The organism is Mycobacterium sp. ACS1612, from assembly GCF_001667505.1.
In the GTDB taxonomy this organism is placed as follows: domain Bacteria; phylum Actinomycetota; class Actinomycetes; order Mycobacteriales; family Mycobacteriaceae; genus Mycobacterium.
Window position 1 is genome coordinate 91,505 of record NZ_LZHZ01000048.1, and the last position, 13,116, is coordinate 104,620.

Consider the following 13,116-nt stretch of genomic DNA (forward strand, 5'->3'; position numbering starts at 1 on the left):
CACTAGGCTGGGTCTTCCCCGAAGACGTTTTCCCGGCCCCACACCGTGGCCGCGACCGCGACGAGGATCACGAGCACTATCCCGCCGACCACCACCAACGGTATCGTCCACAGCCGTCGCAGCATCAGTGCCGTCTCGCATTGGTCCACATAGTCGTGCTGTCCGGCCGCGGCGGCGGCCTGACTCAGGTCCGAGATGTAGCCCGTCCCGCACTTGATCTGAAACCCGTACTGGTCAAAGGCATCCAAGAAGACGGGAAAATTCAGCGCCAGCAGTCCGACGCCGATCAGGGCGACGCAAACGACACCGATGTAGAACGCGCGGTGGTGGTAGTGGTGCAAGGGGTTCCCCGTTCAAGTCATACAAACGTCGGCGAACAGCAGCACCGGCCACGACACGATCGACCCGAGGTAGGACACCACCAGGTCGATGCCGGCCATCTGTTCCAGATGCGCCGTGTGCGTGCTCGACCAGACCGCCCCGACGATCAGGTACGGAACACCGACAACCACGGCGATGATGATCAGCTGAGCTATCGTCACCTGGAATGCCAACAGTCGTCGCAGAGTGTCGAGCACGCCACTATGTTAATGGCCATTCTTGACGTACGCGACGAATTCCTTGTGATACTCCAACCGAACTGGGCGTGTTATGTATGCATGCTGTCCGTTATGGTGGTGGCCATGGCGCGCAGCAGTCCCACCCGCGTCGAGGGTGTCCGGCGCAGGCCGAAGGATCGCAAGGCGCAGATCGCGCGCGCGTCGGCCGAGGCGTTCAGCGCGCTCGGCTATCACGGCGTCAGCATGGAGACCATCGCCGCCCGGGTGGGGATCTCCGCCGCGGCGTTGTACCGCCACTACGCGAGCAAGTATGAACTCTTCCGCGACGCGGTGCTCAACCTCGGCCAGCAGTTGGTCGACTGCACAGCGTTCGCCGACGAGGACGACAGCGATGCCGAGGTGGCGTTGGGGCGACTGGTGTCGGCGCTGATCGACACGGCGATGGCCAACCGCGAGTCCGGTGGGCTGTACCGCTGGGAGGCCCGCTATCTACGCGGTGACGACCAAGCCACCCTGTTCGCGCAGATGCGCACCGTCCATCATCGGATTCAGCGGCCGCTGACAGTAATTCGACCGGATCTGACGTCGCGACAGCGTTGGACGTTGTCCACAGCGGCGCTTTCGGTGATCGGTAGCATCGTCGACCACCGCGCCAAGTTGCCCGCCATCCAGGTGCGGGCGTTGCTGGCCGATCTCGCCGACACCGTGCTCGCGGCCGAACTGCCGGACGTCGACGACGCGGTCGCCGAACCGCGTCAGCAAGTGCCCGCAACCGCCGATGCGTCGAAATATGAGGCGCTGCTCAATGAATCGATGCGGTTGTTCAACCTCAAGGGCTATCGCGACACCAGCATGGAGGACATCGCGGCTGCGGTCGGGATGCCTGCGTCCGGCATCTATCGATACTTCTCGGGCAAGAGCGACATTCTCGCTGCGGCGTTCCGGCGGGCCGCGGACCGGCTGTCTGCGGAGCTGTCCGAAATCGTCGGCAGCACACCAGAACCCGCAGACGCCTTGACGGCGGTCATCGACGCCTATGTGGTGAGGTCCTTCGACGGTCCGGAACTCGACTACGTGTACTACACCGAGCGGCTCAACATGACCCCGGGCGACCAGAAGATCTTGCGCAACCTGCAGCGCGCCAATGTGGAGTCCTGGGTTGACCTGGTGGTGGCAGTGCGACCCGATTGGACGCCTGGCCAGGCGCGGTTCGCGGTGCACGCCGCGATGTCGCTGGTGATCGACTTGGGCCGGTTGATGCAGTACGAGAATTCGGCGCCCGTTCGCGCGGTCGTGGAAAGGCTACTGGACCTGACTCTGCTCGGCCGTCACCGGTTGCGTACTGCGTTGCCCGCCAAGTAGGCCAGGTATCCGATGGTGCCGACGGCGGCCAGTGGACGCGTCTTCGCCGAACTCAGGCCAAGCCCGAGCGCCGTTTCGACACCGCCGTGTAGGTAGACGCGCTGGCGGGTGTCGCGCGGAAACGCCGAACGCGTGATCCCGTCGAACAACTGCGGGCTGGTGAAGTGGGATAGCCCGACGCCTGCGACCGCCAGTCCGGCGAACTTGGCCAGACGCGAATTGATTTTCGGCACAGCTGTTGATCCTCTCGAGTCACGCAATCGTGTAGTCGCTCAACGGGAAATCCGATGCCTCTTTGATCGCCCTGCTCGTCGACATGGGCCGCAGCAGCGTTGGCTCACCCTGCGGGTTGAAGTAGTACGACCGCGACGATGCGCAATTGCCGATCGTCCACAACGAATCGCCGAGCAGTTCGGTCATCCGGTCGCGGTATCTGGCGTTGGCCTCTTCGGTCACCTCGAACTTGGTCGCGTTGCGCCGCTTGAGTTCACCGAACAGTCGATCCATGTGCCGCATCTGGTATTCCATCGTATTGAAGAAGTTCAAGCCGAGGAATGCGAACGGGCTGGCGAGGCTGAGGTAGTTCGGGAAGTAGGGCATCGTCATACCCTGGTAGGCCTGAAACCTCGTCTCGCGCCACCACTTTCCGAGGTTGCGCCCCTCTCGGCCGATGATCTCGATGGCAGGGAAGTTGGCGTCCCACAGATCGAATCCGGTGGCCAGCACCAGCGTGTCGATGACCGTCTTGGTGCCGTCGGCGTTGACGATGCCGTCGGCCTCGATGCGGGTGATCCCGTCGGTCTGCAGATGCACGTTGGGTTTGGTGAACGCGCGGTAGTAGCCGTTGGAGAATGTCGGCCGCTTGCAACCGAAGTCGTAGTCCGGGGTGAGCCGCCTGCGCAGTTCCTTGTCGCGGATCGATGCGAAGCGGTGCATCTTCGACAGGTCCGCCGCGGCGATGTTGAGCCGCCGGAAGTACCGATGGTGGATGATCGCGGTGTTGATCATGAACTCGTAGATCGAGTCGGTGACCCACCGAATAGCGCGCTGGGTCGACGGGACCCGCGCGAACAGTCGCTTGGCCCGCTCCCCGAACCGGATGTCGATCTTGGGCACCACCCAGATCGGTGTGCGCTGGTAGACGGTGAGGTCGGCGACCCGCTTCGCCAGTTCCGGAATCAGCTGGACGGCGGTGGCGCCGGTCCCGATGACGGCCACCCTGCGGCCCTCGAGCGGATAGGTGTCATCCCATGCGGTGGTGTGGATGACCTTGCCCGCGAACTCGGTCACGCCGGGGATGTCGGGGACCTTCGGTTGTGACAGGAAGCCTGTCGCGGTGATCAGGAAACGCGTGGAGAGCACGTCACCGTCGGCGAGGGTGACCTTCCAGACGCCGGCCTCCTCGTCCCAGCGGGCGCCCTCGACGATCGTGTTGAACCGCATATGCCTACGGATGTCGAACTTGTCCGCGACGTCGTCGGCGTACTGCTTGATCTCGGCACCGGTGGAGAACAACCGCGACCAGTTCGGGTTGGGTTCGAAGAAATACGAGTAGGTGGTGGTCGGGACGTCAACCGCCAAGCCGGGATACCGGTTGACGTGCCACGTGCCGCCGAGGTCGTCTTCGCGATCCAGGATCACGAAGTTGTGGTAGCCCATCCGCTTGAGCTGAATGCCCGCGCCGATGCCGCCGAAGCCGGCTCCCACAATGACCGCGTCGTAGAGCTCCGAAGTCATGCTGCAGACGGTACCTCAGGTACCGGAAACTTTGCTGACCGGCTCAGTCCTTGAGCGATCCCGTTCGCGGTGGATCGAGCGTTGCCACGCACGTCACCGCCCGGTCGCCCTGAGCCCAGGTCTCGGCCGTCGGGTACAGCACGTACATCTGCACCGAGTCGTCGACGAGTGCCCGCGGCGAGTAGGTGGCGAGAGCGGGTTCGCATTTGTTCTGGAATTCCTCGATGGCCGATTGGCCGGGGAAGTCGCCTTCGGGCATCTGCAACACCGCGAACACCTCGCCGGCGTGTGTTTCCTCGCAGCCGACGGTATCGACGGTTAGCACCCGCATGCTGTCAGGGATTTCCTTGAGGCAGTCCCCGACCTTCACGTCGGTCGCGGTGACTGTGCCCTGCCACACCGTCAGCGCCAGGGTCAGTCCGATGATCAGCCCGATCACCCAGAGGCTGGACAGCACCAGACCGGCGATCGCCAAACCGCGGCCGCCCTGGCCCTGTTTGGCCTTCTTCAGCCCGACGATGCCGCAGACGACGCTGATCAGGACGCCGCCGATCACGCCGAAGATCAGCGAGACGATCGCCCACCAGTTCGTCTGCTGGGCGGGCGGTGGAGGGTAGTAGCCGGGCGGTGGCTGCTGCTGATACGGCAGCGGCGGTGGCGGGGGCGGATAGCCGCCCTGCGGAAGCGGATAGCCGCCCTGCGGTGGCGGATACGGGCCGGGGGCGGGCTGGCCGTACGGTCCCGGTGGCGGCGGGTAGTTGCCCGGCGGTGTGGTCACGGGCTGACATTAACGTCAATCGCGCAGCGATGATGACCGTTCATGTTTCGACATTGCAACGCAGACGACGCCGCGATTGGTGTTTGCCCATGCGACTTCGAACACCGGACCGTCCGGCGATTCCGGCGCGTAGGTGAAGAACTTCGTCCCGCAGTCGGCGGGGCGCGCATCGGGTGGCGTGAGCACCGCGTACACCTCGCCGTAATGCGGCCGGTCGCAACGCACTCGTTTCACCCAGGTCGGTAGCTGGTCGTCGTAGCTGTCCTTGACGCAGTCGCCGGCGACCAGGTCGGCCGCGCGCACCGATTTCCCTTGTGCGGAAACGCCATACGCGATGACCGACGTGATGGCGGCGATCCACAATGTCGAGATGACCAGCGCCGCAATGGCAAGTCCGCGCCCGCGCTGGTGGCGTCCGCGTATCTGCACCAGGGCGACGATCGCGAAGATCACGGACAGGATGGTGCCGCCCAGTATGCCGACGACGAACGCGGCGATGGCCCAGCCGTTGGTTCCGCCCCGCCGATCCGGGTCGGGCGGCGGCAGGGTCACGCAAGTAACCGTAGCGCCGCGTCAACCGCCAGCACCGGCACGTCGAGCGTCTTGGAGCCGAGGTCATGGCGGGCGCCGGTGACTTCGACGATTGCGGTGGCGGCGCCGATGAGGGCCGCGGCCGGGCGGAGTTCGTCGATGGTGCCGAAGGGGTCGGCGGTGCCGTGGGTGAACACCGTCGGCACCGTGATGGCGGGTAGGTGCTCGATGCGTGCCCGCTCCGGCTTACCGGGCGGATGCAGCGGATAGGAGAAGAGGGTCAGCACGTCGACCTTGGCCGCCTGGTCCGCCACCACCATCGACGTCATCCGGCCGCCGTAGGAATGGCCGCCCGCGATGACCGGCCCCTTGGTCAGCGTGCGGGCCAGCGTGACGGCCTCGACGACGCCGGCTTGGTCGGTGGTGGCCGAACCCGAGGGTGGCCCCTTCGGCCTGCGCCGCCGGTACGGCAGGTTGTAGCGGACGGCAAGCCAACCGCGCCGCGCCCACTCGTCGCAGATTCTGATCAGCAGCGGCGACTCGCGACTGCCGCCCGCGCCATGGGTGAGCACGACTACCCCTTTTGGGGCGCTTTCGGGTTCGTGTGCGATGCCTGCGATCTGGTCGAGCGTCATTGCTCCAGTCTGAACAACGCCGAGACGGGGCCGTGACCGTGGCCCAACGGGTATGCGGCCCGCAGGCATTCGGTGACCCAGCGTTTCCCGAAATCGACAGCGTCGGGCACGGTGTAGCCGTGGGCGAGCGCGCTGGCGACGGCGGCGGCCAAAGTGTCGCCTGCGCCGTGGTCGTTGCCGGTGTCGATGCGGGTGGTGTCGAACTCGTAGAAGTCGGTGCCGTCGAACAACAGGTCGGGACTGTGCGTCGATGCACGCAGATGCCCGCCCTTGACCAGCGCCCACTGCGGGCCGAGCGCGTGCAGGGCGCGGGCGGCATCACGTTGGCTGGAGGAGTCGATGACTTCTATATCAACGAGCAGGCGGACCTCGTCGAGGTTCGGTGTCACCAGCGTTGCGAGCGGAAACAGTTGTGTTTTAAGGGAACTCAGCGCACTGGGGTGCAGCAGCGGGTCGCCGTGCATCGACGCGCACACCGGATCGACCACCAACGGCACCCTGCCTGCCAGGCCCTGTTGGCGCCAGGTGTCGGCGATGACGTCGATGATCGCCGACGAGGCCAGCATGCCGGTCTTGGCGGCCTGCACACCGATGTCCTCGGCGACGGCAGTGATCTGCCCGCCGATCACCTCGAGCGGTATCTCGTGAAAGCCTTTGACGCCGACGGAGTTCTGCACTGTCACCGCCGTCACGGCGACCAGGCCGTGCATGCCGAGCATGGCGAAGGTGCGCAGGTCTGCCTGAATGCCTGCGCCGCCGCCGGAGTCGGACCCGGCGATGGTCATCACCCGCAGCGGCGTCTGGCCCGACGGTGTGAGTGGCAAGAACGTCATGTCGCCAAGGGTAGGTAGATCTGGTTGCCGTGGTCGGCGAATTCCTTGGACTTCTCGGCCATCGCGTCGCGGATGTCCTGGGTGATGCGCATCGAGCAGAACTTCGGTCCGCACATGGAGCAGAAGTGTGCGGTCTTGGCGGGCTCGGCGGGCAGGGTTTCGTCGTGGTATTCGCGGGCGGTGTCGGGATCTAGGGACAGCGCGAACTGGTCGTGCCAGCGGAACTCGAAGCGTGCCTTGGACAATGCGTCGTCACGCTCCTGGGCCCGCGGGTGCTGTTTGGCGAGATCGGCTGCGTGCGCGGCGATCTTGTACGCGATCACCCCGTCCTTGACGTCCTTGCGATCGGGAAGCCCGAGGTGTTCCTTGGGGGTGACGTAGCACAGCATGGCGGTGCCAGCCTGGGCGATGATCGCCGCGCCGATGGCGCTGGTGATGTGGTCGTAGGCGGGCGCGATGTCGGTGGCGAGGGGGCCGAGCGTGTAGAAGGGCGCCTCTTCGCACAGCTCCTCTTCGAGCCGGACGTTCTCGACGATCTTGTGCAGCGGGATGTGGCCGGGGCCTTCGATCATCACTTGCACGCCATGGGCTTTGGCGATCTTGGTGAGTTCACCCAGGGTGCGGAGTTCGGCGAACTGCGCCTCGTCGTTGGCGTCGGCAATCGAGCCTGGACGCAGGCCGTCACCGAGGGAGAAGGTCACGTCGTAGCGGGCGAGGATCTCGCACAATTCGGCGAAGTTGGTGTAGAGGAACGACTCGGTGTGGTGGGCGAGCATCCAGGCGGCCATGATCGAGCCGCCTCTGCTGACGATGCCGGTGACCCGCTTGACGGTGAGCGGGATATAGCGCAGCAGCACGCCCGCGTGGACGGTCATGTAGTCGACACCCTGCTCACATTGCTCAATCACGGTGTCGCGGTACATCTCCCACGTGAGTTGAGTGGGATCGCCGTTGACCTTCTCCAGTGCCTGATAGATCGGCACGGTGCCGACCGGCACTGGCGAATTGCGCAGGATCCACTCGCGCGTCTCGTGGATATTGCGGCCGGTGGACAGGTCCATGATGGTGTCGGCGCCCCAGCGGGTGGCCCAGACCATCTTGTCGACTTCCTCCGCGATGGAGCTGGTGACGGCCGAATTGCCGATGTTGGCATTGACTTTCACCGCGAATGCCTTGCCGATGATCATCGGCTCGCTCTCCGGGTGCTTGTGGTTGGCGGGGATCACCGCGCGACCGGCGGCCACCTCGTCGCGCACCAGTTCGGCGGGCATGCCCTCGCGTGCGGCGATGAACGCCATCTCCGCGGTGATCTCGCCGTTGCGGGCACGCTGTAACTGCGTGCCCCTGTCACTGACCACACCGGGCCGCGGAGGCAGGCCCTTGTGCAGGTCGACCTCTGCGTTCGGATCGGTGTACGGCCCCGAGGTGTCGTACAGGTCGAAGTGCTCACCGTTGGTCAGGTGCACCCGCCGAAAGGGAACCCCGTCCACGTAGATCTTGGTGCTGCCCATGATCGGGCCGGTGGTGACAGACGGATTGACAACAGCGCTTACCATTTCATCTCCCTACGCCGGCATTACCCGGTCAGGTTCGTACGGTCGACAGCACCCCTTGGCGGAGCCAAGTAACTGGCCCAAGGTTGAGCCGATAATTCGGCTCAAGCTGTCCTCTCAGCGCACTCGGCGTGCGCTCCCGTGTGTGGACAGTATGCAGGCTAGCGCAGGGTCCTGAATTCTGCCCAGCGGGAATACGAATTGCCCCCGGTTCCTTTGTATAGCTAATATATGTGTTTTGTGACTTGTTAGCTGGCCTGGATACGTGAGCAAAATAGATGACGACCGAAGTTGACACGACCAAGACTCCCGGCGTCGGGGACGTCGACGCGGCGCAAGCCGTAACGGCCGATCGGCGCCGCCGGATGGACCGCGACCACCCGTTCTACAAGTGGATCGTGTTGTCCAACACCACCTTGGGCATGCTGCTGGCCTCGATCAACGCGTCAATCGTGCTGATCTCGCTGCCGGCGATCTTTCGTGGCATCGGACTGAATCCGCTGGCGCCTGCCAACGTGAGCTACCTGCTGTGGATGCTGATGGGCTATCTGGTGGTGACCGCCGTTCTGGTGGTCTTCTTCGGCCGCCTCGGTGACATGTACGGCCGGGTCCGCATCTACAACCTCGGGTTTGCCGTGTTCACTATTGCGGCGATCGCGCTGTCGTTCGATCCGTTCCACATGGGTCCGGGCGCGCTGTGGCTGATCGGGTGGCGGGTCGTCCAGGGCGTAGGGGGCGCGATGCTGATGGCATCGTCGGCGGCGATCCTGACCGACGCATTCCCGGCGCGCCAGCGCGGTATGGCGTTGGGCGTGAACATGGTGGCCGCGGTCGCGGGGTCGTTCCTGGGCCTGCTGATCGGCGGCGTGCTTTCGGAGATCCACTGGCAGGCCATCTTCTGGGTGGGCGTGCCGATCGGCGTGCTCGGAACCGTCTGGAGCTATCGGTCGCTGAAGGAACTGGGTGTGCGGACGCCGGGTCGGCTGGACTGGGCGGGCACCCTGACGTTCGGCATCGGACTGACGGTGCTGCTGACCGGAATCACGTACGGCATCCAGCCGTATGGGGATTCGACGACGGGGTGGACGAACCCGTGGGTGCTCGGCGCGATTGTTCTCGGCGTGCTGCTGCTGGTCGCGTTCTGTTTGATCGAACTGCGGGTGCCGCAGCCGATGGTGGACATCCGGCTGTTCCGGTCGCCGTCGTTCGGGATGGGCAACCTTGCGGGGTTGATGTCGTCGGTCGGCCGCGGCGGTCTGCAGTTCATGTTGATCATCTGGCTGCAGGGCATCTGGCTTCCGTTGCACGGCTACAGCTTTGAGTCCACCCCGCTGTGGGCGGGCATCTACCTGCTGCCTGCGACGTTCGGGTTTCTGATCGCGGCGCCGATGGCCGGTTTGCTGGCGGACCGTTACGGCGCGCGGATTTTCACGGTGGGCGGCATGGTGCTGATGGCAGTGTCATTCGTCGCGCTGGTGTTGATCCCGGTCGACTTCAACTACTGGGTGTTCGCGATCCTGGTCTTCCTGAATGGCCTCGGCGGGGGCATCTTCACCGCGCCCAACACAGCGGCGATCATGTCGAGTGTGCCTGCGGCGCAGCGTGGTGCGGCCTCGGGTGTGCGGGCGACGTTCTTCAATGCCGGCTCGTCGCTGTCGATCGGAATCTTCTTCTCGCTCATGATCGTCGGGCTGGCGAACACATTGCCGTCGGCGATGAGCGCCGGCCTGCAGCAGCAGGGGGTATCGGCGACGGTGGCGCATGAGGTCGCGAACCTGCCGCCGGTCGGCAGCTTGTTCGCGGCGTTCCTCGGCTACAACCCGATGGCCGAGTTGCTGGCGCCGTCGGGCGCGTTGCATCACCCTGGCGTCAACGCCGATGTGCTGACGGGGCAGACGTTCTTCCCGCACCTGATCACCGAACCGTTCCACTCGGGTCTGGTTGTGGTGTTCAGCGCCGCCGCGGTGATGATGGTGATCGGCGCGATCGCGTCGATCTTCAACCCGGGCCGGTACGCGGACGAGCCAGGGGCCGATAACGAGGCGTGAGCTGATCGGCGGTCGTGGGTACCCAGCACCCATGACGACGACAGATGCACGGTCTTCCGAGGTGCGCAAGCAGGCGCGCGAGCACGCTGACGAGGCTCGCCGGCGGATGGATGCGCGGCGCCGTCAGCAGGGCGAGGGGCTGGTCGGCTGGCTGAACGAGCGGGCTGGCGAGTGGGAGTTGAGTGGCCCCGACGAGGCCACCATGCAGCGACAGAAGTATCTGTGGAACTTCCTCGTCGACCACTGGTTCCGAATGGAATTCGACGGCTGGGAGAACCTGCCCGACCCTCCGGTGCTGCTGGTGGGCATCCATTCGGGTGCGCCGTTCGTGTGGGATGCGTGGACGGTCGGCGTGCAGTGGTGGCGGCGGTTCGGCCAGGAGAGGCCGCTGCATGGCACGGCGCACGATGTGCTGATGGCGATGCCGCTGATCGGACGCTACTTCCGCGCGATGGGCGTGCTGCCGGCCGCTCCCGATTCGATGGCGACCGCCCTGGCGGAAGGCCGCGACGTCGCGGTGTGGCCAGGTGGCGAGGTCGACTCGTTGCGGCCGTGGACGGAACGCGACCGCGCAAATCTTGCCGGTCGCAAAGGGTTTGTGAAGATGGCGATCCGCGCCGGGGTACCGATCGTGCCGATCGCGACCGTTGGCGGCGCGGATGCGATGCCGGTGCTGATCCGCGGTGATCAGCTTTCGCGTACGCTTCGGCTGGACAAGCTGTTGCGGCTCAAGGTCTTTCCGATTGCGGCGTCGCTGCCGTGGGGGATCGCGCCCGCCGCGCTGCCGCAGTTCCCGCTGCCTGCCAAGATCCGGACGCGGCTGATGCCTGCCGTCGAAGTGGACCACGACCCCGACCGCGCCGACGACGACGAGTACCTCGAGGAGAAGTACTGGGAGGTGCAGAACAGTATTCAGCACGGAATGGACGCGCTGGCGCGCAAGCGGGCGCTACCGCTGTTCGGGTGACGGTGCGGGCAACAGCGCGCCACGCAGGAAGAAGCTATCCAGTTTCCGCCCGATGATGGCCCCTGCGGGCAATTGGGCTGCGATTATCAGGTTGTCCTCGGCAACCTCGTCCGCCGCCTCGGCCGGCCACCCGGCGTCCGCCAGGCTGGTGCGGAAGGCGAGTAGCACATCGTCGCGCGTCATCGGCGACTCGATGACCATGGCTGTCGTCGTGGCCCGGTGCGATGCGGCGCCCACGAACCCGCGACCGCAGGCGCACGGCCCATCGGGATCTTCCTTGCCTCGGCCGCAAGGCTCCTGCACCCAGACCAGCTCACCTTCGATGCAGCGGTGATAGTCGTCCGGGCTAGCGCCCTGCGAAAATGCAGTCGCCACAAGCATTTTCATGGTCCTCCTAGAAGGGTGGGTCGTCGTTGTCGTTGGTTGGTGGGGGTGGCGGTGGTTGCCAGTCGGGTGGGAGTTCTTCGGGTTCGAAGGGGTCGTTGATCCAGGTGCACCAGGGGCTGGTGCTGTGTTGTTCGCCTTTGAACAGGATCAGGTAGCGCCGTGATTGGTTGCGCCATTTGCGGAGTTCGATCTCGCGGCGACGGGCGTAGTTGACCCGGCGGTTCTCGGCGTCGACCGGCCGCTGGGCATGCAGGTGAGCGCGGGCACGGCTGATCCGCGCGGCGAGTTCTTTGGCTCTGCTGCGTTTACGCGGGGTGGGTGCTCGACAGGCTTGGCGCAGTTGGGGAAACAGGTCATAGCCCAGTGGGCTGGTGACATAGGTGCGCCCGGTCGGTGAGGTCCACTCGATACGCCCGTCGGGCAGTTGTTTATCGCGCCACCCGCCGGGCCCGCCGTGGAAGGTTTTGAGCCGGTGATGTTCCCGGCATTCACAACTGAGATCCTCGGGGACGGTCAACCCGCCAGCGGCCGGATCGTGGTGGTTGAACGCCACGGTGTGGTCGATATCGCAGATCCAGGCTTTGCGGTCACAGCCGGGAAACCGGCACGTCAGATCTCGACACCGGATCCAGTTCTCCAGCCCCGCCGAGGGCTGATACCGGTGGGCCTGCTCGTCGGACACTTGCGGGCAGTCGACCGGGCGGATCACCGCGGTGGCGGTCAACTCGCGCACCTGATCGGCGTCGATGACCCCGTAGCCCTCCAGATAGCCGGGCTGCTGGCTGTCGCCGGCCACGGTGTCCTCGGTGGCGATCACATTGATCACCACACTCACCGGGCTCGGCGGGCGCTCAGCGTCGGCGTGGGATTGGGCCGGGCAGTCGGATCGCCCGCAGGCACAGGTCAGTTCGCGGCGTTCGGCCAGCGCCCACAACGCATCGGCGCGGCGTTGATCCATGGTGCGCGAATCCTTGCCGCACACCGATTTGGCCATCTGCGCCAACTGCTTGTCCACGATCGCGGCCACCGGTGCGGGCAGTTTGGCGCGCAGCACCGCGATGCCATCCGGGCCGGCACTGACATGGACGAAGCGCTCATCATGGGCACGCACCCGGCGCTGTTTGGCCGCCGCCGGATCCACCGCGCGCACCGCGGCGTCCACGGCGTTGATGATGCGTTGGCGTGACCAGCACACCCAGGACCCGATCCGCTCGGCCAACTCGGTGTCCAGGGTGGCCATCGCCGCGGCGTCGTCGACCAGTTCGGTGCGTTTGACGATCTGCTCCACGGTGCGCCAATCGGTGCGCCCGCCGGCCAACACCTGCGCCACCGTCGGCAACCGGGTGTCCAGCGCGTCGGCCTGGGCCACCAGCTGCTGGGCCCCGCGTGGGGTCATGTTCATCGCGGCGGACACCTCGGCGGTGGTGCGGGCGAACCCGGTGATCATTGACCACCCCGGATCCGGATCAGCGGCCTCGGCCTCGGCGGTGCGCAGTGCCAACAACGCCGCGATCGCCGCGCACCGCTGCGCCATCAAGACCGACTCACGCCAGACACTGTCGGCGATCTCACCGACCAAACCGTCTGCCGAACCCTCGAACATATGTTCGACTATGCCAGGCCACCCCGACGCGGGCAGAAAGTTATCCACAAGCCGGTTGCCTCATCAGAAATGCGCGCGTACGCCCAATGCATGGGCCCGCGCGCGTGCCATAGGCAACGGAT

14 protein-coding genes and 1 riboswitch are annotated in these 13,116 nt (G+C 65.5%); of the genes, 3 read left to right on the top strand and 11 right to left on the bottom strand.

Going from position 1 to position 13,116, the window contains the following annotated elements; translation table 11 throughout:
- Positions 1 to 2: 2 nt before the first annotated feature.
- Entirely contained in the window at positions 3 to 341 is a 339-nt protein-coding gene (locus A5724_RS19055) for a hypothetical protein (protein WP_067805346.1), read from the bottom strand.
- Positions 342 to 353: 12 nt separating this feature from the next.
- Positions 354 to 578, bottom strand: a complete 225-nt coding sequence (locus tag A5724_RS19060) for a hypothetical protein (RefSeq protein ID WP_067805349.1) — start codon at positions 576 to 578, stop codon at positions 354 to 356.
- 105 nt (positions 579 to 683) lie between these two features.
- Between A5724_RS19060 and A5724_RS19065 the strand changes: the two genes are divergently transcribed.
- Positions 684 to 1,922 (top strand): TetR/AcrR family transcriptional regulator, encoded by a 1,239-nt coding sequence (locus A5724_RS19065; protein WP_067805652.1) that lies wholly within the window; start codon positions 684 to 686, stop codon positions 1,920 to 1,922.
- Here the strand turns inward: A5724_RS19065 and A5724_RS19070 are convergent.
- The 7 genes from A5724_RS19070 to thiC form a co-directional block, all read right to left on the bottom strand.
- Entirely contained in the window at positions 1,889 to 2,155 is a 267-nt protein-coding gene (locus A5724_RS19070) for a hypothetical protein (protein ID WP_067805352.1), read from the bottom strand. The two genes, A5724_RS19065 and A5724_RS19070, sit on opposite strands and share 34 nt — an antisense overlap.
- 19 nt (positions 2,156 to 2,174) lie before the next feature.
- Positions 2,175 to 3,659, bottom strand: coding sequence for an NAD(P)/FAD-dependent oxidoreductase (locus A5724_RS19075; protein ID WP_067805355.1), 1,485 nt, complete (start codon positions 3,657 to 3,659; stop codon positions 2,175 to 2,177).
- Positions 3,660 to 3,702: 43 nt separating this feature from the next.
- Positions 3,703 to 4,437, bottom strand: coding sequence for a DUF4190 domain-containing protein (locus tag A5724_RS19080; protein WP_067805358.1), 735 nt, complete (start codon positions 4,435 to 4,437; stop codon positions 3,703 to 3,705).
- A 15-nt stretch (positions 4,438 to 4,452) separates the two neighbouring features.
- On the bottom strand, positions 4,453 to 4,989 hold the full coding sequence (locus tag A5724_RS19085; RefSeq protein ID WP_067805361.1) for a DUF4190 domain-containing protein: 537 nt from the start codon (positions 4,987 to 4,989) through the stop codon (positions 4,453 to 4,455).
- Positions 4,986 to 5,603, bottom strand: coding sequence for an alpha/beta family hydrolase (locus A5724_RS19090; protein WP_067805363.1), 618 nt, complete (start codon positions 5,601 to 5,603; stop codon positions 4,986 to 4,988). Before A5724_RS19090 ends, A5724_RS19085 begins: the two co-directional genes overlap by 4 nt.
- Positions 5,600 to 6,436 (bottom strand): bifunctional hydroxymethylpyrimidine kinase/phosphomethylpyrimidine kinase, encoded by an 837-nt coding sequence (gene thiD / locus A5724_RS19095; RefSeq protein WP_067805366.1) that lies wholly within the window; start codon positions 6,434 to 6,436, stop codon positions 5,600 to 5,602. The genes A5724_RS19090 and thiD overlap by 4 nt, the downstream gene beginning before the upstream one ends.
- The gene (thiC, locus tag A5724_RS19100) at positions 6,433 to 7,992 is read right to left on the bottom strand and encodes a phosphomethylpyrimidine synthase ThiC (RefSeq protein WP_067805658.1); all 1,560 of its coding nucleotides are present in this window, start codon (positions 7,990 to 7,992) and stop codon (positions 6,433 to 6,435) included. Before thiC ends, thiD begins: the two co-directional genes overlap by 4 nt.
- Positions 7,983 to 8,142: riboswitch (TPP riboswitch) on the bottom strand. (Overlaps the previous gene by 10 nt.)
- A gap of 125 nt (positions 8,143 to 8,267) precedes the next feature.
- Between thiC and A5724_RS19105 the strand changes: the two genes are divergently transcribed.
- Positions 8,268 to 10,037: an MFS transporter gene (locus A5724_RS19105; protein ID WP_067805369.1), complete on the top strand. Its 1,770-nt coding sequence runs from the start codon at positions 8,268 to 8,270 to the stop codon at positions 10,035 to 10,037.
- 31 nt (positions 10,038 to 10,068) lie between these two features.
- A complete protein-coding gene (locus A5724_RS19110; protein WP_067805372.1) occupies positions 10,069 to 11,004 on the top strand; it encodes a lysophospholipid acyltransferase family protein in 936 nt (311 codons plus the stop codon).
- On the opposite strand, the gene A5724_RS19115 is transcribed toward A5724_RS19110, so the two are convergent.
- Both A5724_RS19115 and A5724_RS19120 read right to left on the bottom strand, forming a co-directional pair.
- Positions 10,987 to 11,385, bottom strand: a complete 399-nt coding sequence (locus tag A5724_RS19115) for a hypothetical protein (protein ID WP_232004902.1) — start codon at positions 11,383 to 11,385, stop codon at positions 10,987 to 10,989. The genes A5724_RS19110 and A5724_RS19115 overlap by 18 nt on opposite strands.
- A 13-nt stretch (positions 11,386 to 11,398) precedes the next feature.
- A complete protein-coding gene (locus A5724_RS19120) occupies positions 11,399 to 12,994 on the bottom strand; it encodes an HNH endonuclease signature motif containing protein (protein ID WP_067805380.1) in 1,596 nt (531 codons plus the stop codon).
- Between the last annotated feature and the right edge of the window lie 122 nt (positions 12,995 to 13,116).

Excerpts from the sequence above, each read along its gene's own strand:
- A5724_RS19065 (WP_067805652.1), top strand. The coding sequence starts at position 684 with ATGGCGCGCAGCAGTCCCACCCGCGTCGAGGGTGTCCGGCGCAGGCCG.
- A5724_RS19075 (WP_067805355.1), bottom strand. The coding sequence starts at position 3,659 with ATGACTTCGGAGCTCTACGACGCGGTCATTGTGGGAGCCGGCTTCGGC.
- A5724_RS19090 (WP_067805363.1), bottom strand. The coding sequence starts at position 5,603 with ATGACGCTCGACCAGATCGCAGGCATCGCACACGAACCCGAAAGCGCC.
- thiD (WP_067805366.1), bottom strand. The coding sequence starts at position 6,436 with ATGACGTTCTTGCCACTCACACCGTCGGGCCAGACGCCGCTGCGGGTG.
- thiC (WP_067805658.1), bottom strand. The coding sequence starts at position 7,992 with ATGGTAAGCGCTGTTGTCAATCCGTCTGTCACCACCGGCCCGATCATG.
- A5724_RS19105 (WP_067805369.1), top strand. The coding sequence starts at position 8,268 with ATGACGACCGAAGTTGACACGACCAAGACTCCCGGCGTCGGGGACGTC.
- A5724_RS19110 (WP_067805372.1), top strand. The coding sequence starts at position 10,069 with ATGACGACGACAGATGCACGGTCTTCCGAGGTGCGCAAGCAGGCGCGC.
- A5724_RS19115 (WP_232004902.1), bottom strand. The coding sequence starts at position 11,385 with ATGCTTGTGGCGACTGCATTTTCGCAGGGCGCTAGCCCGGACGACTAT.
- A5724_RS19120 (WP_067805380.1), bottom strand. The coding sequence starts at position 12,994 with ATGTTCGAGGGTTCGGCAGACGGTTTGGTCGGTGAGATCGCCGACAGT.